Source organism: Novipirellula herctigrandis, assembly GCA_007859835.1.
Taxonomy (GTDB): domain Bacteria; phylum Planctomycetota; class Planctomycetia; order Pirellulales; family Pirellulaceae; genus Novipirellula_A; species Novipirellula_A herctigrandis.
Window position 1 is genome coordinate 7,285,799 of the sequence record SJPJ01000001.1, and the last position, 23,525, is coordinate 7,309,323.

Genomic DNA, 23,525 nt, shown 5'->3' on the forward strand with positions numbered 1-23,525 from the left:
GTCGATGTAGGAACGATCACCGTCAAAGTCACTGCCAGTGATCCCAGTAATGCAACAGTCTCGGATGAGTTTGTCTTGACGGTCGGCAACACCAATGACGTTCCGACGCTAGGCAAGTCGATTAATGACCAATCCACAACCGAGGGATCGATTTTCTCGTTCACGTTCCCTGAAGGCTCCTTTGGTGATCCCGACGGGGACATGCTTACCTATACGGCCATGCTTGACGATGGCTCCGCTCTGCCCGATTGGCTGGCATTTACCTCGTCCACGCGGACGTTTGCTGGCACGTCGACAAGTGGCGACGTTGGAACATTGAATATTGTCGTTGCGGCGATCGATCCAAGCGATGAATCGGTCACGACTGAATTTGTTATTTCCGTTAGCGATTTTGACCCAGTTGCCGTCGACGATATTGATTTTACAACGAACGAAGATTTGGCGTTGGAATTGGTCGTCTCTGACTTGCTTTTGAATGATCAATATGTTGATGTTGATCACGAGCGCGTCATTGAGTTCCTTGCGGGTATCGGGGTGACTGAGTTGGGAGCGGTCCTCTCGGTTGCCGCGGATACGGGGCAAATCTCTTACCAACCGTTGACTTCGTCGGAAATCCAATCTCTCAATGTGGGTCAGACGGTTCAGGACTCTTTCCGTTATGGTATCTGGGACGATCGGGGTGTTGCCAGTTTTGCCACCGTCTTCCTAGCCGTTTCAGGTCGTAATGACGCGCCCCACGCTGTCGATGATGTGATTGCGGTTAGTTCGGTAACCAAGACGGAGATTGACCCATTCATCAATGATGAAGATGTCGACGGAAATATTGTTCGCTCGACCATGAGCGTAACGGTGGAGCCTCAGTTTGGAGAGCTGCTATTTGAAGACGGACAGTTGAGCTATTTGCCGGGAGCTTCGTTTGTTAGCGAAGATGGATTCACCTATACCATCGCGGATCACTCCGGTGAACTCAGTCGTGTTGCAACCGTACGACTCCTTGCACGTCCTCTTGCCGACACAATTGTTGCTGGAACGTCGATTGAGCGAAGTGTAGAAGTCGCGGTTGCACCCTACTTTGCCTCGCAAACACCATTGGACCTTTCGCTTGTTGAGATCCTAAGCGGGCCTGTGCCGGGAACGAATCCGATAGAGCAATACGGTCCAAGCCATGGATCAGCGGAAGTGATCAATGGTGCGCTGGTTTATATGCCTAGCCCGGGATACACCGGGTCCGATTCACTCTATTTTACCGTAGTGGATCAAGACGGTAGCAGGAGCTTGCCAACGCTGATGACCATCCAAACGGTACAGAGTCGCTTGCAGTATCCACTCGATCCTGCAGACGTCAATCGTGATGGACAGGTTTCCGCATTGGATGCGTTGCTCGTCATTAATCGGCTCAACCGTCTAGGAACTGGGAGCGTGGAAATCGTTGTTGACCAAGAGCATGATTATGGGATTGGCACGAATGACGGCGTTGATGAGCAGTATTTTTACGATGTGAACGGCGATGTTAAAATTTCAGCGTTGGATGCGTTGCTTGCAATCAATCGACTCGTCGAGCAACCGGCTGAGTCAGAGCGAGTTCCGTCTGGCGAATGGATTGGATCACCACTTGTAAGTGCGGAAAACGATCCCATCTCTGGCAATACTCACCCAACCACGATCGATGAGAGACAAGGTGAAACGAAGCGGAAATCGGGCGGCGACTCTACGGCGAATGTCTTTAATCCAATCGATTTGATCGCAATGGATCGTCATCGCGTTGGGGACACGGACGCGGCTGATGACGATGTTTCTCTCTTAGCGGCTCTTGACGCGGCAATTCAGGAACGGTTCGAAGTTCGAGTTGGCTAGCGGGGGAAACCCTTGGGACGTTTTCGGCCGCTTGCGTAGTACGTGCTTGTGGCGATGGTCTATTTATGACGCATTGCAATCGCCGACATTGCAATCGCTCGTATCACAATCGCTCGTATCACAATCGCTGGACTGTCATCCCACCATCGACATAGATGACTTGTCCCGTCGCGTAGGGAAGATCCCCGCGTGCCATTGCTGCTGCGAGTTTACCGATGTCTTCGGGCACTCCCCAGCGTTTCAAAATGCATAGGTCCGTCTCGAAGATCAAGCGATCATACTTCTCAGTCACGCCGGCCGTCATGTTCGACTTGATGATGCCAGGTCGGATTTCGAATACAGGAATGTTGAATTCTCCCAGTCGCGCGGCAAACAATGAACTCATCATCCCAATCCCCGCTTTCGAGACGCAGTAGTCGCCACGTGCCACAGACACGACGGTTGCCGAAATCGAGCCAATGTTGATGATGCAGCCATTGAACTCGCTATCCGCATTTTTCTGCTTGATCATCCAGTTTGCCACTGCCTGCGTCAGAAAGTAGGGCCCTTTCAAATTGATGTTCATCACACGGTCGTAGCTCTCCTCCGATGCTTCAAGGATGTCCGCCCGTATGGTGGGTGCTACGCCCGCGTTGTTGACAAGTACGTCAAGACGTCCAAAGTGTTTTTCGATTTCCTCGAGCATCGCCGACCGATCCTCGCTACTCGAAACGTCTCCCGAGCAATACAGCACTTCGGCGCCGTGTGCTTGAAGCGATTCAATTGACTCCGCCACCTCCGATGCATCTCGTCGTCCACTCAGTACAAGGTTGAATCCATCCAAGGCTAATCTTGTCGAAATTCCAAAACCGATGCCAAGTGCTCCGCCAGTGATCAAGGCTACCTGTTTAGTCATCTGAATTCTCCGAGCGATTCAAAATCGCTTTTGCTTGTGTATGTGTTGAATAATGATTCTGCAATCTTCGAGCACTTCGTAAGTGTGTTCAAACAGAGCGTCAAACTGAAGGCAGTCCCCTGCCGAAAGAATGTGACTCTCATAGGGAAGGTCAAGCTTTAACTTACCTTCCAACACCCAACAGATTTCGAAGTCGTCGCGATGCGCGTCTGGATTGGAACGCTTGGCGCCTTTCGGAGCGTCCGCATAGAAGCACTTGGCATTTGCAAATTGAATCTCACGAAAATGAAAGTCACCAGCAATCCGCTCGGTTTCGTGTTTGCACTGCGCGGTGCGAGACTCGACAAGCGATAGAAGTTCCGCAGCGGTCACACCAAACGCCCGCGACAATCGAAACAGTGTTTTCAATTCCGCAACTGTCTGATTGCGTTCCAGCTTGGAAATCACCGCTGGCGAAATCCCCGTCCGCTCCGATAGATCGGCAATGGTCATGTTGCCAAGTTTTCGGAGGTCTCGTATTACCGAAAAATTGTACATGTCCAAGCCGATTTCAGCAGATTCGTCCATTCACAGTGCTTTCTCAAACGCTCTGTTCACCAAGTCGCAACAAATCTCAGTTTATTGCTTGAAAACGTTCCCCGATAGTATATAAACGCATGAAAAATATTACAGGAGAACTTTACGTGCGTTTCGACAATCATATTTCCCCCCAAGACTTGCAGCCAGCCATCGATCGTTTTTGGGCGATTTCCGGGCAAAAGATCAACGATCTCAATCAAAACTACGACTCAGCCCAAGGGTCGCCCGTATTTACGGTGAAGGGCAAATACACGACGCGCGGATGGACCGAATGGACTCAGGGGTTTCAGTATGGATCGGAAATTCTTCAGTACGATGCCAGTGACGATGTGTCATTTTTGGAGATGGGCAAGAAGAATACCATCGACAAGATGGCTCCACACGTCACGCATTTTGGCGTCCATGACCATGGGTTCAACAACGTCAGCACGTACGGCAATCTTTTGCGTCTGATGAATGAAGGCCGTATCGCAGAAAATTTGTGGGAGCGAAACTTCTACGAAATGGCCTTGAAAGCTTCGGGCGCTGTTCAGGCTCGCCGCTGGACGACACTTCCAAACGGTGGTTATGTATATTCGTTCAATGGCCCGCATTCGTTGTTCGCCGATACGATTCGTTCTCTGCGTGCGTTGGCGGTCTCGCACCAGCTAGGGCATTCGTTTATGCACGAAAACGATGCGGAAGTCAGCCTGCTAACTCGATTGATCCAACATGCAAAGGCGACAGCGGATTATTCGGTGTACTACGGGGAAGGCAGAGACGCCTACGACATCCGAGGTCGAACAGCACACGAGAGTATTTTTAATCTAAATGACGGTAACTTCCGTTGCCCGAATTCGCAGCAAGGGTTTTCGCCCTTCACAACGTGGACGCGTGGATTGGCGTGGATCATGGTCGGTTCTGCGGAGCAACTCGAGTTCCTGCAAACTATCGATGACAGCGAATTTGAGTCCGAAGGCGGCCGCATCGCGGTAGAGGGATTCTTGGTGAAGATGGCAAGAGCGTCTTGCGATTTTTTCATCAAGCATAGTGCTGCTGACGGAATTCCATACTGGGACACCGGAGCACCCAATCTCCACAAGCTCGGTACCGACTACCTTGACCGTCCTGCAGATCCGTTCAATGAATTCGAACCGGTTGATTCGTCGGCGGCTGCCATTGGTGCACAGGGGCTAATTCGACTAGGTTGTTATCTAAACGACCAAGATTCGGCGGTTGGTGAACGTTATATGCAAGCCGGTCTCACGGTGCTTAAGACATTGTTGGAAGAGCCCTACCTCAGCACCGATCCGTCGCATCAAGGCCTGATACTTCACTCGGTATATCACCGCCCCAACGGTTGGGACCATATTCCCGACGGACAAAGCGTTCCGTGTGGCGAATCGAGCATGTGGGGAGATTATCACGCACGCGAATTGGCACTGCTTGTCGACCGTATTGCAAACGATAAAACCTACCTAAAATTTTTCCTCTAACGGAAAGGGCATCTCATGATCATCGGCGATCTAAGCAAAATCGAAGGACGGACTTACCCAGCGCGAAGGTTGACTCAGAACTTGGTTGGCGGGGCTTCACCGGTTCAGTGCAAAAATTTCTGCATGGGCTACGTAACACTTGAGCCTAACGGCGGGCAAGTGCCTTGGCATAACCAGGAATCCGAGGAGATCTACTTCGTCATTTCCGGTAAAGCGGAAATGTGTTTGGGCGAAGAGCGGCAAGAAATGGTCTCGGGGCAAATTGTTCAGATTCCATCTGGCGTTTACCACCAATTAACAAATATTGGTGATGAACCTTTGACGTTTGTCTATGTCTACGGGCCCGCCGGAGATGTCGCCCATTGGCGTCAGGAGCTTGCCGGAACGTTACCAAAGGCAGGTGTCGACGTACCTGAATTGCCCACAGGTGCCCAAACTCAGTGTACGGATATGCCCGAAGGTGGGCCGGTCATTATCTAGTTCAAACCAATTGAATTAACCAACCAAAGAATCTTACCGCAGGAACAAACGATGGAAACCAAACGCATTGGCATCATTATGAATGGTGTGACCGGACGCATGGGGATGAACCAGCATCTGATTCGATCCATCAGTGAGATTATCAAGCAAGGCGGTATCAAGGTTGGTAACGACTTGGTAATCATGCCCGACCCGATCCTAACAGGACGCCGCGAGTACGCGTTAAAGGATCTTGCGGAAACGCACGGAAATGATTCACGTGGCGAACCCTACGCCTACACCACCGATGTTCAAGGTGCACTGGATGGAAAATACGGTGAATCCGAAATCTTCTTCGATGCTTCAGGAACGCTTCAGCGCGCCGGTTTCATCGAGATGGCGGTCAAAGCGGGTAAGGCAATCTATTGCGAAAAGCCAACGGCGACCAAGACCGCAGAGGCCGTTCGACTTGCCAAGCTCGTCGACAACGCGGGGCTGAAAAATGGTGTCGTGCAAGACAAGTTGTGGCTGCCGGGATTACGCAAGTTGAAGATGCTGCAAGAAATTGGTTTCTTCGGAAAACTGCTTTCGGTGCGCGGCGAGTTTGGCTATTGGGTCTTTACGGGGATGGATTACGACCAACCGGCACAGCGACCGAGTTGGAACTACCGCGCTGAAGATGGTGGCGGAATGATGATCGATATGTTTTGTCATTGGCGTTATGTGATCGACAATCTTTTCGGGCCCGTGAAGAGCCTCGTTGCGTACGGAGCGACCGATATTGACCAACGTCGCAGTGAAGATGGAACGCCTTACCCATGCACTGCTGACGACTCGGCCTACGCCATGTTCTTGTTGGAAGATGGCACCATGGTGCAGTTCAATAGCTCTTGGTGTACGCGAGTCCGCCGCGACGATCTTCTTTCCATTCAAGTTGACGGTGTTAAAGGCTCGGCGGTGGCTGGATTGCGCGAAGTGAAAACGCAAAGTGCCGCCAACACACCGAAACCCGTTTGGAATCCCGATATCGCTCAGCCGATTGATTTTCTAGCTGGTTGGGAAGATGTGCCCAACAACATTAGTTACGACAACGCCTTCAAAATCCAATGGGAAGAATTCATCAAGCATGTCGTTCTCGATACCCCTTGGAGATACAGCTTGATGGAAGGTGCGAAGGGAGTCCAACTTGCGGAGTTGGGAATGCAAAGCTGGAAGGAACGCAAATGGGTCGACGTCACTGACATTGAAGCGTTTGCTGCATCGACAACGCAGTAGCACTGTCTAGCGTTCCTTTTTCGTCAATATACAGATTGGCCCAAACGAGAGGGTCGTTGTGTGATTCGACTCGCTTTTCATGCCCGCCGATCCCTTCAGGGCAAATTCGTTTATCACATTACGCAAATTTGTTGCTGGCCGTTAGGCCGCCTTCCTGGCGTGACCGCGAGCGAGCGCTCGGCGGCTGATGACCCAGTTTGAAAAGCTGATTTGCCCTGCCAATCCTTTCTAGGGAGGCGACTTCGCGCATGATCGCAGATACAATGTGTAGCTCTCTCTATTAGGTTTGTGGCGATTGCAGATTGGCTTGACGCTGTGCCAAGGTGTTGAGAAATGTGTTGGCAGCGTCGAGCGATCTTATGTGTGTTACGTTTCGCGGCAGACCAAAACGGGAAGAATAGCTTAGCCGAACGCCCTCCAAGAATGCTCAGCCTGCTGATTGTGAAGTCTTAAGGCCTCAGTCAAAAACAAGGAAATAGATGATGAAATCCTTCGTGTTTTTTGTGCTCCTATTGGTTCTTTCGTTTGCTGTTCCGACGCTTGCTTTGGCTTCGCCCGAGCAGTTGGACGCGTGCAAACAGAAGATAAATAGCGGTTGGAAATTCAAGCTGCTGGACGCCGCCGAAACGGATTCCGGTTTCCAGTCTGTGATGTTGGATGATGCTAGTTGGGCGTCGGTCTCTTTGCCGCATACCGCCCATGTAGAGCCATTGGTGGTCAACGATCAGTGGCAGGGAATCTGTTGGTATCGCAAGACCATTGAGCTTCCGCAAGAAGTTGTGGAGAAAAAGCTATTTGTTGAGTTTGAAGGTGCGATGAGTCAGTCAAGAATCTGGATCAATGGCGAGTTAGTCAAGGAGCGAATGGGGGGCTACTTGCCGGTTGTCCTTGATGCGACCGAGTATTTCAAACCGGGCGAAAAAAATGTCGTAGCAGTGCGGTTGGATAACACCGACAACCCGCTGACAGGGCCAAAGCCGTTGAAGATTCTAGACTTCAATATGTATGGAGGGCTCTATCGTAACGCGTGGCTAACCATCAAAGACAAGGTCTATATTTCTCACCCGGTGCTGGCTGGCAAAACAGCAGGCGGTGGTGTGTTTATCACCTATCCGAAGGTTGCAGCAGATGAGTCAATCGTGAAGGTGAAGACTCATGTCATCAATGAGGATGCCGATAAAAAAGTCGTTGAAGTTGTTCAATCAATTTACTTTGAAGGCAAACTCGTGACGGAACGAAAATCGAAGCCTGTAGAAATCGCTTCGGACGGCGAAGCCGAATTCGTTGAAGAGATTCCTGTTGTGAGTGCAAAGTTGTGGTCGCCGCAATCACCGAGTTTGTACTCTATGAAGACGACCGTACTGGTTGGCGGCAAGTTGATGGATGAACAGAGTGAACGATTTGGAGTTCGCGAATTTGAGTTCAAAGCTCATGAACTTTATGTCAATGGAAAAAAGACATTTCTGCGCGGTGTGAATCGTCATCAAGAGTATCCTTTTGTCGGATATGCGTTCTCGGACAACGCGCAATATCGCGATGCAAAAAAGATCAAAGAAGCTGGATTCAACCATATCCGTTTGTCGCACTATCCGCATTCGCCCGCGTTCATGGATGCTTGTGATGAGCTCGGGTTAATAACGCTTGACGCGATTATGGGTTGGCAGTACTACCTCGATGACGATCGTTTCCGCAACTACTGTTACCGCTCTGCCATAGAATTGATTCGCCGCGACCGTAACCGTCCGTCGGTATTGGCGTGGGAAGTCTCGCTGAATGAAAGCCGAATGCCGGTCCCGTTCATGGAAGAGCTGCATCGGATCACGCACGCGGAATATCCTGGCGAGAAGGTTTACTCATCAGGCTGGATGAATGACGTCTATGACGTTTTTGAACAGGCGCGTCAGCACCGGATTTTGCACGGCTATCACGAAAATCTCGCGAAACCCTATTTCGTGTCGGAATACGGCGACTGGGAATACTATTCCAACAATGCAGGTCTAAACCAAGACAAGTTGGACAAGACGACACGTCTTGAAGCCAGTAGCCGTCAACTTCGCGAGTATGGTGAAAAGCGTTTGTTGAAGCAGGCCTACAACGTACAAGAATCGCACAACGACAACCTCGGCACTTCGGCCTACGGCGATGCCTACTGGGTGATGTATGATTACAACCGCGGCTACCACGACGAGATCGAGTCGTCGGGCATCATGGACATTTTTCGATTGCCGAAATTCAGCTACCACTTCTATCAGAGTCAACGTGAGACTTCTGCGGGCGCGATGGTAAAAATCGCTAGCTATTGGACCCCCGAGTCGGCTCTGGATATCAAGGTCTACAGCAATTGCGACGAAGTGCAGTTGTTCCTGGATGATGAATTGGTTTCTTCGCAAAAACCGGATGCGGATAAGAACTGCACCCATCTTGGCCATCCGCCGTTTACGTTCAAGATCGAGACGTTTACTTCCGGTACACTGAAGGCAGTTGGATTAATCGCTGGCACGGCTGTTTGCGAACATGCCGTAAAGACACCGGGTAAAGCTGCTGCGTTAAAAGTCTGGCTGGACGAAAGCGGCAAAATGCCGACCGCCGGGGTCAACGACACCGTGTTCGTCTACATCGCCGCCGTGGATGAAAACGGAACGATCGTGCCTGATTACTCGGAAGCCGTTGCGATTCAATTGAATGGGGATGTTACGTTGTTGAACGTTGGTGAGATAAAGGCAGAGGCTGGTATCGCTACCGCGTTGGTCCAAATTGGCGACGCGTCGGATGAGATTAGCATTAGTGCGTCGGCGATAGGTTTGCAGAACGGGAAATTGATTGTGGAGCTTGAGTAATATGAGAATGATGTTGTTGTCTTTTTCGGTGTTTGTGTGCGTAGGTTCTCTGACGGCTTTTGGCGTTGAAACCGAACCCGCTCAAAATTCGCCTGCAAAAATCCCGGCGAAACCCAATATTGTGATTCTGTTGGCGGACGACATGGGCTGGGGGGAACTCGGGTGTTATGGACAAGAGGTGATCAAGACTCCGAACCTTGATACGTTGGCTTCAAAGGGGCTTCGCTTTACCGATTTCTACGCAGGTTGTGCGGTTTGTTCGCCATCTCGGGCCGTTTTGATGACGGGGATTCCGGTTGGGCGTCTGAGCATTCGCGGCAACAAAGGGTTGCATGAGGATGGGAAATGGGATCGTATCGCGCTCAAAAAGTCGGAAGTAACAGTGCCCGAGATGCTAAACGGGGCAGGTTACCAAACGGCATTCATTGGCAAGTGGCATCTAGGAATTCCGCAGGATGTATCCACATGGGCGACGGGACGCGGTTTTGATTTTGCAGTCCAGGAGCAGTGGGGACCGAAAGCCGATGGTGGTGTTTTTGATGAACGCGATCACTGGGTGAACGGATGCCAAGAAAGCGTTTTCCACGACTACACGAAAATCGATTGTTTAGATGAATTTCGGACGGACATTGCGCTGAAATTTTTGGATCAAAAGCGGGATCAAGAAAAGCCGCTGTTTCTTTTTATGTCTTACCGAAGTCCTCACGCGCACGAGTTCTTTCTCCGTGAAAAGGATCGCTACAAAGAGCATGGATGGCCAGAGATTGAACGACGGCACGCCTCACGCATCACGATGCTGGACGAACAAATCCAACGACTGCTCGACAAGCTTGAAGCCATGGGCGAAATGGATAACACATTTGTTCTCTTCACCAGTGACAACGGACCGCATGCTGAGGGGCCTGCAGGCGGCGACAAACATGACCCGCTTTTCTTCATCAGTTCCAATGGGCTGAAGGGACATAAACGAGATCTTTATGAAGGTGGCGTTCGGGTGCCGGGTATTGCCTACTGGAAAGGAAAGATCCGTGCCGGCGAGACATCCGAACATCAGGCGATCTTTTACGACGTCATGCCCACGCTCGCCGAGATCGCTGGCGTTGATCCTCCAGACCAAACGGGCGGCATATCCTTCCTGCCCGAGTTAATCGGCAAAGAACAGAAAACGCATGACCATCTTTACTGGGAAATCATGGAGGGGCGAGCCGCTAAGGCATTCCGTCAAGCGACACGGATGGGGCATTGGAAAGCGGTGCGATATGGCGCAGCAGGCGTTACTGAACTCTACAATCTTGAAACGGACCTTTACGAAACCAAGGACGTAGCCGCTTCTTACCCGGAGATTGTCGAGAAGATGAATAAAATATTGCGGTCCGAGAGTAAGAAGGATCCGCACTTCCCTTATTCTGGAGATGGTCCATAGCGCGTCGTTCGGTTTGAACGGACTCACTGTTTATGCTTCGGCTTGATTGGCAACGATCGATGGGGTTGAAAAAAACACACGGCAAAAGACAGTATCGACAATCGGGAAGGCAGCCCGATCCAACTATCTGCACTGGATGGACGATGCGGTTTTCCAAGAAGCGGATGCTGTTCAGAAAAATTGACCTTTTCAATAATTACGAAAACGAAGTAGCGAGTTCCGATGTTGAATGTACTGAAGTTTATCGTGTTTCTTTCTTTGCCAATCACATTATGCGCGGCGGAGTCAAAACCCAATTTTGTGTTTCTATTGGTGGATGATCTTGGGTGGGGAGATTTTGGCTGTTACGGCGCCGAGTTCTATGAGACGCCAAATATCGACAAGTTGGCCAATCAGGGGATGCTTTTCAGCAACGGCTATGCTGCTTGCACGGTCTGTTCGCCAAGTCGAGCGGCGATCCTAAGCGGATGCTATCCGGCTCGACTGCATCTAACAGATTGGATCACCGGGCATAAACGTCCCTACGCGAAACTCTCGGTGCCAGAATGGTCAACGAAGCTGGATCCACAGCGTGTGTTGTTACCGGAGGCGTTGAAGCAGGCGGGCTATGCGACAGCTTTTCTCGGGAAGTGGCATCTAATGCCGATCGGTCAGCCGGACTTTGATGAACATTATCCAACGTCCCATGGTTTTGATGTGAATATTGGTGGCCGCGAATGGGGGCAACCGAAGGGGCCTGGACGCTATTTTTCGCCATTCGGCATGCCCAATTTGGATGACGGAGAGACCGGTGATTTTCTTACCGATAAGCTCACCGATGCCGCCGTGGACTATCTAGATCAGACAAGCAGAGAACAGCCATTCTTGATGTATTTTGCTTACTACACTCTTCACGGCCCAATCATGGCACCGCCCGAGTTAGTTGCGAAATACAAGACGAAAGCGAAAGATTTTTCGAATGAGAAAGATGAGTTTCTAAATCCTGCTCGTGCCGGAATGGTTGAAAAACTAGATGATAGTGTCGGTCGGATTATGACAAAGCTCGATGAACTCGGGATTGCGGATAATACCGTGGTGATTCTGACTGGCGATAACGGCGGCGATCATGATAAAACCACTGGAGGATTAAGAGACTTCAAAGCGTACTCTCATGAAGGTGGTGTCAGGGAACCTTTTGTGGTGAAGTGGCCGGGTAAAACGAGAGCCGGTTCGACTTGCGATGTCCCAGTGATTGGGACTGACTTCTATCCGACGATCCTTGATATTGCTGGGCTCGCACCTCGCCGCGATCAGCATCTTGATGGGGTAAGCATCGTACCGTTATTGACTGACTCAGCCACGACTCTCAATCGCGATACTCTCTATTGGCACTATCCGCACTATCACCGCACCAATCCGTATGGAGCGATTCGCGACGGTGATTGGAAGCTGATCGAGTTTTTTGAGGATGGAAAGCTTGAACTATACAACTTGAAAGAGGACCCCAAGGAGACGCAAAACCTCGCATCGATTCAACCTGAAAAGACGCAGGAGTTGTTAAGGAATCTCAAAAAGTGGCGTCGTTCCGTGGACGCTCAGATGATGACAGATAACCCAGATCATGATCCCGGAATTGGGAAGCGGAAAAAGAAAAAGTAGGAAGCCGTCCGCCATCAACAATAAGCAGCATGCCCATTGGGGCAGTGAATGTATTCGATTGTGAGCGGTACGGCGTTTGCCGCCGGTTGACGCGAGAAAAACCCCGGCTAGCGTCTTGCGGCTCTCACAAAGTGGTCCGACAACAACGAATCGTTGATGGATTTCGCACCGGCCCAAGGGAACGATTGACGCGACGTCCGTCGTTTCGAGTTCACAGTGGAGTTGAGTTCATTGTGGAGTTGATCGCCAACACGGTCCAGCGTCGCTTGTTTATGTCAGCGATTTCACGGTCGCGAATCAGGCGACCGTGATTCTCGATTGCCGATTTGATTGCTAATTCTCAAGCTTGGAAAGATACGTGTTCCATGCGTTGATTGAATTTTCAAGCATCTCGGCGGGTTCCTGTTTGACATTGTAACACTGCAACCCAATGGGCCCGTCGTAGCCCACTGATTTCAATTCGTTCAGCAGCGACAGTATGTCGAAGTCACCTTCGCCAAGTGGAAGGATCAATTCCTTCCACGGATTTTTTGCGTCCGTCATGACTCGCATTGCACCATTGATCGAAACCATCGTCAAATGGTCGGCCGTCTTCTTGATGATCTCACTGATGCGAGGTCCGTTACCTGCACGTAGCTCATGACACAAATTGAATGTAACGCCGACGTTCTCTCGATCGACCGCCTTGACGATCTTGACAGCGTGCTCCGCTGTTGCGACCTGAAACCCATGGTGCGGGTAAACGGAAATTTGAACGTCATGAATTGCCGCTTGGTCAGCAAGCACTCGCAGGCGATCGGCCGTTTGTTCGTCTGACGCATTGCCGTGGATGTGAATCCACAATATTGCGTCCTTGCCCTTCATCTTCGGTAGCTGGGCAATGACTTTTGGATCTATCGATTGCTCTTTCTCCGAATGAAATGGCACATAAAAACTGACTACGCTCAATTGCTGTTTGTCGAAGCTGGCAAAGCGTTGATCCAAGTCGACCACGTTGGTGTAGCCAATGCCGTCGAATCCAAGTTCCGATAACAATTGTGCTTGTGCATCAGGCTTCCAGCCCGCATCACGCCCAACACCGTTATCAAATGCGAAAAGAGCCCATGGCGATTTTGTATCCGATGTGTCAGCACCAGCGGGTGACGGATTCATCGCAAAGGTTGCGAACACACAGGAAGTAACGAAAAACCAGCATGCAAAAAGTCGTCGTTCGATCATGGCAAGGCCTCAAAGTAGGGGAAGGATCGTTGGGGGTGGGTTTCTACTGGAAAGGAAACGAGCGGGATGGGACGGTGCGAGTCATGGTTGTCTCAGACGTCCGCAACGCGATCAAAATCGGTCGTTAGCGGGTACATCGCGTACCCAAAGGGGGCTTGGTTGACAGACTCTAAGTCTATTCGGCCGTCGGTAATGTTTAGGCGTGGCCACGTTTTACCCGATGGTGAATGGTGGGGGCAATAAAGGTCGCAATGATGTGTCAATGTGGCGTCTTGAATCGCTTGAGTAAACGGTTGGAGCCCCGCAACATAGTGATGCCCGTTGCGTTCGATATGCTTGATCCCCAATACGGCACTGACTGCGAGGTCTTGCAGAAGCGCGATCGGACCAAGGTTCATCAAATCTTCGCCGGTTAGCGTAAGCGGACGCAACGGTTTTGCTTGGTTTCGAAAACGCACTAAACAGGCGTTAGCAATTCCTTTGAAGACCCCTTTGCAGTTCTTGTGGCTTGTACCGTCATAGCCGATTTCTAACGCTCTTGGAAAGCTCCCAATTTCACCATCGGACTCGTCAATGATCATTGGTGGTCGGTGCTTCCACGCATCCCAAACACTTCCCACTTCGTCCGACAAAGCGACGTCGCGGTGTAGTGGTTGTTCAACAAGAAGCAGTCCATGCTGTATGAATTCATAGACCGACGGATCCGAACTTAGTTCCTGCCAATAATCTCGAAACGCGGATGGGGTCGTGAAGAATTCATTCCCGTCAAGCGTGAATGCGTACGATTGACAATGTTCGCTGAGCGTGCGAGCGATTGCACGCAGCCGATCACGGGCTGTATCAATGTCGGCGGGCAGTTTAATTTTGAAGTGGGTCAAACCGTAATACTCAATGCACTGATCAAGTGTTTGAGGCAATCCATCGTCCAACCGGTCGGCGGATTCGATTTCGCCGCTGGAAAGCGGATCCGCAAGTCCAACGGTGTGCCGCGCACTGACGAATCGTCTCGGCTCGGACGGCAGCAGATCCATCGGTTCTAAATCCGACAACTCGGGATGCAGGTCGCCCAAGCGGATTTGAAAGCGATTCTCTCTCAGCAATTGAGCAAAGGGACAACGATGATGGCGGCAAAAGGCATCGATTGCTGCGCGTTCTAGTAACGACGTTCCGAGCCCCTTCAGCAGTGGCGGGCAATGATTCAAATCCGAGTCCGACATCTGCGCTTCATACAACTCACGCCACCAGTCGAAAACGCTCGGTTGTTCCGGAATCTTCGTCGCATGCACGCACGCGCATCGAACAACGTCCATCATTTCATCGATTTCGTCGTCTAGCGAAGCTTCCGGTTGTTTGGTGAACCATTTCGGGGGCAAAATGTCCGCAGAGATCCCGGTGCTGGATTCGCCATTGATTTCAAACTCTCCAAACACCACCAAATAGGGTGCCATTTCGAGAGTGGCAATTCCATAACGAAACGGCATCCGCGTGCGGACGTGCGTGGTACGCAATTGAACGTTTTTTAGGGAAATCGTCACCGTCTATGCTCCCATTGGATCGGTTGCGGTGGATTCGGATTGAATTCCTAGGAACAAGTCGCGTCCTTTGACCAAGTTGGCGATTTTTCGATCCGCGACGCTACGCTTGTTCATCCAGAATCCGCAATCGGGATGGACCCATCGGATGCGATCGGGTCCGACGTTCGCAGTGGCGGCTTCAATCCGTTTGGCGATCACTTCGGGTGATTCGACGGTATTCACTTTCACATCCACAACGCCAATGCCAAGCCCGATTCGAGGGTCCAAGCCATCCCGGAAAAATTTCAGTTCGTCATAGCCACGAAAAGCGAACTCAAGCACGACGTGGTCACAGTGCAGGCGATTCATCAGTGAAAGCAGCTGATCCCAGTGGCCCTTTTGGATATTTTGCCCGCCATAATTGCCGAAACACAAATGCACGCCTTTTTCCTTTGCTCCGGTCGCGGCGTCGAGCACCAAGTTGATTGCCTTGGCGGCCCATTCCGATTCTTCCGGGTGCCCCGTAATGTTGGCCTCGTCGATTTGAATGACTTCCGGATTAATGTCGGCAACTTGCTTTGCCAACGCTCGGCCAAGAGCCGCAGCAAGTTCCGGGCGCGATCGATAGTGATGGTCCATTAACGTTTTGCAAAGCATGTGTGGGCCGGTCAACGTGAACTTCAGCGGGTGATCGGTACATCGGCGTGCTCGAGCATAGTCGCGCGGAATATTCAACGTTCCCTCATCGACTGGCCCATCGACCACGCCCGCCGGTTCGACTCGAAACCCCATCCCCTCGATTTGCGAGAATTCGACGATATCCGACCGAGTGATCTCGCTGCGAATTCCCTCCATGGGTCGGATAAAATACTCGATCATCCCATTGGTGTCGGGATGATTGACGTCCCATCGATACAGTTCGCCATCAACGACGACGTCGACGCCCGCCATCTCTTGAGTCTTAAAGACAACTCGCGTGGCGTCGATCAGTCCTTGCTGAGACGGGGACGCCATGAGCCAGTCCGGTACCGGATAGGATCCGACGACAGTGGTTCGAATGCTGGGGGTCGACATGGAAATTCTCGATCGATTAATGAAACAATTAAGTAGGGAAATATAACGAAAAACAGGAAGTTGATGGATTGGGAAATCCGCCGCAACAAAGTCGCCACTGTTCCGCGACTCGCTGTCAGTAAGCTCTTACTATAAGATTTTTTTTTGCATCGTGCCTTACTCAGGAATTGGATGCTTCTTTTAGATGCCGTTGGATAAATGCTTGCGGAGTCTCATCCGTTTGGCGTTTAAAGACTCGATAAAAATGTCCCAGGTCGTGAAACCCTGCTTCCAAGCATGAGCCCAAAATGTCCTCGGTTTCCAGCATACGACGCTTGGCAAACTCAATCCGCCGATGTGTGACGTACTGGGTGACTGTCATTCCGGTGTGACGACGAAAATGGTCGGTGTAGGAGCGATAGCTCATGTTCGCTTCTCTCGCGAGTTCCGCAACGTGAAGTTCTTCGGTAAAGCGATGGTCGATATCGACTATGCTGGCTAAAAAGCGTTTAGGCGTTTGATGCGATGGTTGGCGTTGGCTGCGAGTCAAGGCACGCGTGAGGGAGAGCAACAAATGGATCGAAAGAGCGAGCGCCGAAGCCGCTCGATCGGGTAGGTCTTGTCCAAGTTCCAAAACGAGTGCGTCAAAAAGTCGCTCCAACCCCGCCCGTTCATTCTCCGAAGGAATCGTTTGTGCTGACATTTCAGGGAGCAGTTCGCGTGTTCGTCGCCAAAGGCTTCGCACGCTTTCGGGTGACGACAAAGCACGTCCGTCCAGGCAAAGCATACTTAGCGTCATCGGGTTGTCAGGTTCGTCGATAAAACGATGACGTATGCGAGGCGGCACTCGAACCAGCGAAGATGCACGCAAATCGATGGTCTTGGAAGTCCCTAGCAATTGACCGCGTCCCGCCCGTACGTAACAAAGTTTGTGGTACGGATGGGCGCAAAACGGCATCGCAAAGTTAGCAGCATGTTGGCTGGTTAATGCCGAAATGCCGAACTTTGGAAGATCAATCTCGATCGGTTTTCTTCGTAAGGGAATCTGCATTTTGTCGTAAATATAACGTGGCGTGGAAGCGATCTCAAGTAAATTTTGACGAGAATGGTAGACAGATTGCCGAATGCGCAAATCCACCGAAAGCGCCAAGACCCGTGTTTGTTGGGTGGTTAAAGTGTTCACGATCCGATCCGATCGTTTGACGTTTTCGTTAGCAGTGTGTTGAAAGAGAGTGGGAGAGATGGGCAGCAAAAATTTGGCCAACAAGCTTGGCTTCGACGTGGTCCTCTTTGGCTCGACGGTCTATTGGAACGAAGAAAGCATGCTTTCGAGTGTTTTGGAACAAGTGAAAGCCGCGATGAGTGAGTTGCAGTCGACAATCGATAATGGGGTGGTCGCAGACGAATTCGATCTCCATTTCCATTTGATAAGCTCGTCGGAGCAATGCCAGGATTTCGTCACGAAGCCGCGGGGCGATGCTGCGATCTTTGCTCCGCTTAGTGGCGGCGTGCAACCGTGGATGATTGCAACGGCAAAGTGCTACCAACACATTGGACTTGCCAATCTGTACTTGCCATCATCGCTCGATCCCGTTTTGACCGCAGCGTTTCTGTGTCGTAATGCGCACCCGGCTGCAACTGATTTTTTCGCCCATCAGCAGATGCGCGGTAAGTCCATCGAGTGGTTGGCGTCGCTAGAGGCGTGGGATGCCTTTCGTCGAGCCTGGTGTGCAGCACAGAAACTGCAACACAGTCGGTTGCTTAAGATAGGCGAGACCGAGCCCTGGGTAATTAACAGTTGTCGGTCGGTCGAACGGTTCCGAGAGCGGTTGGGGATGGAGATCATTCCGATCGAGCTGCCTGACTTGTATGAGCGCGTTCGTGGCGTTCAAGAGTCAGACGCCGAGTCGATCGCGTCAGAGTGGGTACAACGTGCCAAGGAGCTTGTGGGTATTGATTCATCGGATGTGAATCAAGCGGCACGCGTTGTCGTGGCGATGCGACAATTGTTGGCCGAACACGAAGCCGATGGTTTGTCGATCGCTTGCTTTGCATTGATCAAAGAATTGAAGACAACAAGTTGCTTGGCGACCGCGTGTTTGAATGAGGCGTTCGGATCGTTGGCTGCTTGCGAAGGCGACTTGGACGCCGCCGCAACCATGATGCTACTTAAGAATCTCGGTGCCGATTTTGTTTGGATCGGAAATCCAATTATCTATTGCGGTCCGTTTATCGATTTCGTTCACTGTACTGCTCCACGCGGACGACGCGGCGTCGATTTTCCGTACCGCCTGATGACTCACCATGAATCGGGGCAAGGCGTTGCGCCGGAGGTCGAGTTGCCTGGCCAACAGACGGTTACGTTGGCTCGGATTGGTGCGGACTTAACAAAGATTGCCGTTCATACCGGACAATCACAGCAAGTGGCTAAGCAATCCGCCTGTCACACACAATTGCGGATTTTGCTTGACTACCCCCGAGACTTTTTAACGCACCTGCTTGGGACCCACCAAGTTCTCAGTTTCGGTGACATGACTCAGCCCCTGCGATACGCTGCCAAGTTCCTTGCTCTTCAGACCCTAGGGGAATCGACTTGGCGTGTGGCAAGCCCTCTCGTTCATGACCAAGTTCAGCATCAACATCGGGTCGAGAATGCGAGCTCATCAGACGCGTGTTGTCTTCCTGTGCTTCCCAACTGAATTTTTGGCGCAGTGCCGGAAAACTGCGTTTTGGCACTTTTGGAACGACTCTCGTTTGATTGTCAGTAGCGTCTCGCCCAAGCATTTGTTTTGCATTGCATTCCCTTGATCTCTTAGGCGGATGTCGGGAGGTGTAGGCTGTATATCTGCCCAAACTCTGGCGTTGCCTATTGTTTGTCTAGGCAAAATCACTCCGCTTTTATGCGAAAAAACCTTTAGGAGCTGAAGTTCATGAGAAGGTTTGCGTCGGTATCGCTTGCATTTTTGGTTGAGGGGTTGCTGCTTCCTCGTTCACTCGTGCCACTTTAGGTCGGGTAAATTTTCATCTAGCCATTTGCGGGATTCGGCCAGTAGTTCGTGGTGGCTGTGATTTCCTAGTGAGGGTGATAATCGGTTTGAAACGGTTGTCGTTATGCCCACAAGCAACCATGAGTCACCTCGACGAATAAACACTGGCGAACCACTATCAAGCAATGCTGGAAACACTTCGTCACCCTCTGTGTTCTCGGCTTCGGGTGCATCGAAGCGAATCTTTCCTCGATGATTCGTCACCTGTTCGATACGATTGTGGCCGCTGGCGAAGTTGCCTCCGAGGAGGGCGTGACCAACCCATCCGGACAATCCGTAACCACCGAGCCATACTCGATCCCCCGCTTTTGGCTTTGACCTGCATAACGATACTCTTTGGCAATCGATTGAATCGGAAACCGTTCGACGAAGACGGATCAAAGCTAAGTCGACCCCTTTCACGGGATGCTTGGCTATCGATTCCGCCGCAAAAAATTCGCCGCCAATCGCAATGCTAACCATCTCAATCGGCCAAGAGTCGACGGCATGTTTTGCTGTTAGAACATGTCGTGAATCGACTAGGACTCCACACCCGCCGAAGACGTGAAGTGGCGTGTAATGCAGCTTGACTACGGATTGCATGACATCCGAAGGCTCGCGACCTATTTGGGCTGATTGTTCTTTGCTCCAAATAATTGCATGAGCCAAAGGCAAAGGAAGCAAAGCGAACGCAGCAACCATTGCAAAACAGAATCGAACTAACTGCGTTCGGGAGCATGGTTTTTGGAGTTCTTTTGTCATTGACTTAACGAAGGTTGTGTAGCGTTGGGTTACATCGTGAAATGGATCTCAATCGATTGCACTGCTCGAATGGTTTCGTCCTGCAATAGAGTGATTGTGATCTCTGTGCCGTTTTGTTCCCAGTTGGTTTTGATTTGTTCACCGGAAATTGTGACGGTTACTTGCTTTGCCGTTTTATTTTTTGGGAGCGAGAGGACGAGTGATTGCAGACGCAATTGTCCCCACTTCACTGCAATGGAATTGGTTTGCGTGGAGTCCGTTCTTTGTTGTTGTAGTGCCCCCCATCCTTCGGCCCCACTAAAGAAACAACGAAAGTCATCTACCATCATCCGCGGTGCAAAACCGATTTCACCAGCCGGGCCGTCATAGCGAAAGCCGCTTGCGGCTAGGAGCATGCTCCACGATGCCATCGCTCGCGAATAATGGTCACCTCCTTCAATTTCGCACCAAGGATTATGCTTCGAGCCGTCGTAGCGTTGGTGCACGCCGTAAGCGATGGATAGCCCTTCTTGAAGCAATCCTTCCCAAATCATATGTGAGGCGGCTTGATACTCGTAGCCAGTCCATGGATCATCATTCTGGCCGATCCGGTTGTCTGGCGGATCCCCTTTGGGATAGGTGATCCCGACCATTCCAGCTTCGCCTTCGTTAGCCAGCAAAATGAAACGCCGTGTTACCCGCTTGTAAACCGTTGCAACGTCGGGCGTCCAGTTGTACTTAAAGACGCTTCGAAGCGCACCGTCAACGTAGGGCTTCGGATAGACATATCCAAGTCCAAGTTGGTGTGCCCAGTTTTGGCCAAACACTTGGTCGGAAAGGCAGCCGTCACCATAGGATCGCCCTTTTTGATTGTCTGGTAACGCCCCTTCGGGAGCAGGCGAGTACTTGTGGATAAAGTACTCTCCGTTCCAAAGATTTCCCAAGCCCCAGTCGCGGCCACTTTCAAACAAGTTGTGGCAGGTGTCAGCAAACGCATCGTCATGCTGGACACGCGCCATCTCTTCTGCAGCTCTTAATGCTGCTAGATAAAGGGAACCGCTGAAGGTGTTGGGCCCCCAGCCTAAGCTGTCTGTTAAATGCTGCAAACCTTCGAGGATGCCGTTGGTGGGGCCGTGTCGTCCATCGCGTTCAATCAAGTATTCGGTTGCTCTCTTGATTCTCGGATACAGCTCATTTAGGTATTGGTTGTCAGCTGACATCAAGTGTTCGCGATAGGCCTTCAGCACATAGCCGGCCTGAGCATCCGGGATGTAGCCCCAATTTTTGAATGACTCACTGTTGTCGTTGAATCCCCTGAAATTGATCCGTCCGGAATCTTTGAAGGAAGCCGTATCGCTAAAGTCCTGCATCATGCGGACAGATCTTTCCAGATCAGGAAACAATCGAGCTGGTCCTTGTGCGTAGTTCCAAACATGACCACATGTGCCGATACAAAACCCAACGCCTTCCCAAGAGTAGAATCGACCGTTTTTCCACCACTCGACTGTGTCCGAGGCGAGGGTCGACGTGGATGCCATCGAACGTTGGGCCAACCAGTACGGCAATGTCGTATCGAGATACAAACTATCACGGAACGTATGAGTCGATCGATCCAATCGGTCAATGTTCTTCGCTAAATGCTTCACCACATCCAAGGAATCATCAAACCAATTCGCGTACATTCGACCGACCTCACCAGGACAACCTTTGTTGTCGTTGATATGGTTTGGGAAGTACCACGAGATGAAGAACCTCACCGATTTTGATTCGCCCTTTGCTAAGGTCAGCGACGAAGTTACTGTGCCACACGGCTTTGACGAAATCGGGCTGACGCTTGATAGTTTCGCGGGTACTTCGTTTTCGGAGAGTGATGTCAAAAAAGCTTGCTGTGAATCCCAGGCGGCGGATGCTACGGCATTTGGGTCCAATGCTGCCAACGTCATGTTGCCAAACTCCGGGTGCCATACCGGAAGTTGTTCCTCTTGCTGTGGATCCAAGTTCGTCAAGTAGATTTGGTCGACCAAGATATTTTGATGTGGATCTTCATCAATGATCTTGATTTGGGCTTGAAGGCCCACGAACTCTTGGACGTTCCATGATTTGACCGTTAGCGAATCTTTCGAATCTGGGGTCGCTGTTCGAACCACTTTTCCATCGACGAGAAGTTGAATACTCGGTACATTGATCGCCCAAGTACGCGAACGATTTCGATAGCCGATCGAGAAGACCAGATTGTTCTCAGCGATCATAAATGGGATGGATGTTAATGTCCCTCGTGTGTTGTCACCATTGGTGCCCGAGGCGATCAGGTGCTGTCCCTCTGCTCTTCGGATTCGGCTCAGTTGTTTGTGGTCGACGAATCTTGTTGCTACCGAGTCGAATGCATCGCCTTCGACGGTCCACTTTTCGAGGCTGCCACTTTGAACCGATGTGCCATCAGGCCGTATGATTGCCGATTCAAAGTTATCAAACATTTTTACGCGTTGAGTTTCGGCGGGAGAAGTGTTGTCCTGTGCATGGGGATGATCTGCAGGTGCAATTAAATCCATGTACGTTCCATGCCACTGAGGTTCGGAAACGACTCGGATTTGCCGTTGTGCTTTGGAACTATCGTCGCTGTTAATCATCACCGCGTTTTGCAGCCAACCGCCAAGCTTCACATTGAGTGGCGTGTCTGATTCATTCGTGACGGTGTATTGAATGATCGTCGCTGGATGCCCGGACGCCTTCGTGTCGAGCGGCACAAACGGCGAGAATACCTCGCCGACAACTTTCACCGGCCAATCCTGTTGCTTTGCCCCTTCGTAGAGGATCGTTGCGATCGGGTATTCCCCGATAAAGCCAATGTTGTCGAAGCCGTCCTGGCTAAGTGGTAGCACCTTGCGATTCCCCTCGCCATTGCCAACTCGATCGTCATCGTCCTTGGCAACTGCGATCGCAAAACCTTGCTGTAAACGACTGACGGGCCGGAACGTCCTGTAGCCTGTGTTTGGGTCTTGTTTGCGAAAGTCGGTTGAAATGCCTTCGTTAAAGATCCACCATCGGGCTAAGGTCCCGTCACCACGTACGTAGAGTTGTCCCGCACCGATTCCTCCACAGGGCATGCCAATGGTGTATCGTTCTTCACCGCGAAAGACCTTCCGCTCGCCTCGGTCAAACAGTGCGCTGATCCACTCGGCTTCAAGGTGCTTTTCTGCAGGCACGTAATGTTCGTTCGATGGCTGATCAGCCAACAACGGAGTCTCAGGCGTACAAAGTAGTAACACTTGAATCAGCAGCAATGTCCACATTTTGGGCAAACTGCTGAGTGTCCGCGGCGCCTTTGTGTCTGTCCATCCGCCGGTTTGCTTTGAGCGTTCCAACATCACCGGCATGTAGGGATAATCAACCATATTCATTGGGATCTCATGTTGCGTTTGCGCAGCTGTTCTGCAGTGAACGCGGCTACGGTGTCGCCCGCGTCCAATCATAACATCTACTAAAAAGTTGGATTGCCGTTGTCACGCACCGCGTTTTTAATCGCCAAATTCCAGCGGCA

General features: G+C 51.1%; 16 protein-coding genes. 8 read left to right on the plus strand and 8 right to left on the minus strand.

Going from position 1 to position 23,525, the window contains the following annotated elements:
- The coding region (locus tag CA13_RS26555; protein WP_419194860.1) for an Ig-like domain-containing protein at positions 1-1,854 on the plus strand (1,854 nt) is incomplete at its 5' end.
- Between the two features lie 118 nt (positions 1,855-1,972).
- Here the strand turns inward: CA13_RS26555 and CA13_RS26560 are convergent.
- Together CA13_RS26560 and CA13_RS26565 are read right to left on the minus strand one after the other, a co-directional pair.
- Positions 1,973-2,749: a 3-ketoacyl-ACP reductase gene (locus CA13_RS26560; protein ID WP_146401855.1), complete on the minus strand. Its 777-nt coding sequence runs from the start codon at positions 2,747-2,749 to the stop codon at positions 1,973-1,975.
- A gap of 18 nt (positions 2,750-2,767) precedes the next feature.
- Positions 2,768-3,316, minus strand: a complete 549-nt coding sequence (locus CA13_RS26565; RefSeq protein WP_146401857.1) for a helix-turn-helix domain-containing protein — start codon at positions 3,314-3,316, stop codon at positions 2,768-2,770.
- Between the two features lie 89 nt (positions 3,317-3,405).
- Between CA13_RS26565 and CA13_RS26570 the strand changes: the two genes are divergently transcribed.
- From CA13_RS26570 to CA13_RS26595, 6 genes are all read left to right on the plus strand, one after another.
- Complete coding sequence (locus CA13_RS26570) at positions 3,406-4,803, plus strand: glycosyl hydrolase (protein ID WP_146401859.1); 1,398 nt, start codon at positions 3,406-3,408, stop codon at positions 4,801-4,803.
- Between the two features lie 15 nt (positions 4,804-4,818).
- Complete coding sequence (locus tag CA13_RS26575) at positions 4,819-5,283, plus strand: cupin domain-containing protein (RefSeq protein WP_146401861.1); 465 nt, start codon at positions 4,819-4,821, stop codon at positions 5,281-5,283.
- Positions 5,284-5,334: 51 nt separating this feature from the next.
- Positions 5,335-6,537 carry a Gfo/Idh/MocA family protein gene (locus CA13_RS26580; RefSeq protein ID WP_146401863.1) on the plus strand — a complete coding sequence of 401 codons (1,203 nt, stop codon included), beginning with the start codon at positions 5,335-5,337 and terminating at the stop codon, positions 6,535-6,537.
- A 479-nt stretch (positions 6,538-7,016) separates the two neighbouring features.
- Positions 7,017-9,374: a glycoside hydrolase family 2 TIM barrel-domain containing protein gene (locus CA13_RS26585; RefSeq protein ID WP_419194861.1), complete on the plus strand. Its 2,358-nt coding sequence runs from the start codon at positions 7,017-7,019 to the stop codon at positions 9,372-9,374.
- Positions 9,375-9,381: 7 nt separating this feature from the next.
- Positions 9,382-10,797, plus strand: coding sequence for a sulfatase-like hydrolase/transferase (locus CA13_RS26590; protein WP_419194862.1), 1,416 nt, complete (start codon positions 9,382-9,384; stop codon positions 10,795-10,797).
- 222 nt (positions 10,798-11,019) lie between these two features.
- Complete coding sequence (locus CA13_RS26595; RefSeq protein WP_146401865.1) at positions 11,020-12,435, plus strand: sulfatase; 1,416 nt, start codon at positions 11,020-11,022, stop codon at positions 12,433-12,435.
- A 333-nt stretch (positions 12,436-12,768) separates the two neighbouring features.
- Here the strand turns inward: CA13_RS26595 and CA13_RS26600 are convergent, their stop codons facing one another.
- The 4 genes from CA13_RS26600 to CA13_RS26615 all read right to left on the minus strand — a co-directional run bounded on the left by CA13_RS26600 (position 12,769) and on the right by CA13_RS26615 (position 17,403).
- Positions 12,769-13,653 (minus strand): sugar phosphate isomerase/epimerase family protein, encoded by an 885-nt coding sequence (locus CA13_RS26600; RefSeq protein ID WP_146401868.1) that lies wholly within the window; start codon positions 13,651-13,653, stop codon positions 12,769-12,771.
- A 92-nt stretch (positions 13,654-13,745) separates the two neighbouring features.
- Positions 13,746-15,188: an enolase-like domain-containing protein gene (locus CA13_RS26605; RefSeq protein WP_146401869.1), complete on the minus strand. Its 1,443-nt coding sequence runs from the start codon at positions 15,186-15,188 to the stop codon at positions 13,746-13,748.
- A gap of 3 nt (positions 15,189-15,191) precedes the next feature.
- Complete coding sequence (locus tag CA13_RS26610; RefSeq protein WP_146401871.1) at positions 15,192-16,241, minus strand: cobalamin-independent methionine synthase II family protein; 1,050 nt, start codon at positions 16,239-16,241, stop codon at positions 15,192-15,194.
- A gap of 160 nt (positions 16,242-16,401) precedes the next feature.
- Entirely contained in the window at positions 16,402-17,403 is a 1,002-nt protein-coding gene (locus tag CA13_RS26615) for a helix-turn-helix domain-containing protein (protein ID WP_146401873.1), read from the minus strand.
- 58 nt (positions 17,404-17,461) lie between these two features.
- On the opposite strand from CA13_RS26615, the gene CA13_RS26620 reads away from it, so the two are divergent.
- Positions 17,462-18,919, plus strand: a complete 1,458-nt coding sequence (locus CA13_RS26620; RefSeq protein WP_146401875.1) for a hypothetical protein — start codon at positions 17,462-17,464, stop codon at positions 18,917-18,919.
- A 291-nt stretch (positions 18,920-19,210) separates the two neighbouring features.
- On the opposite strand, the gene CA13_RS26625 is transcribed toward CA13_RS26620, so the two are convergent.
- Both CA13_RS26625 and CA13_RS26630 read right to left on the minus strand, forming a co-directional pair.
- A complete protein-coding gene (locus tag CA13_RS26625) occupies positions 19,211-19,849 on the minus strand; it encodes a trypsin-like serine protease (protein ID WP_419194863.1) in 639 nt (212 codons plus the stop codon).
- A gap of 188 nt (positions 19,850-20,037) precedes the next feature.
- Positions 20,038-23,385 (minus strand): GH116 family glycosyl hydrolase, encoded by a 3,348-nt coding sequence (locus CA13_RS26630; RefSeq protein ID WP_419194864.1) that lies wholly within the window; start codon positions 23,383-23,385, stop codon positions 20,038-20,040.
- Positions 23,386-23,525: the final 140 nt, after the last annotated feature.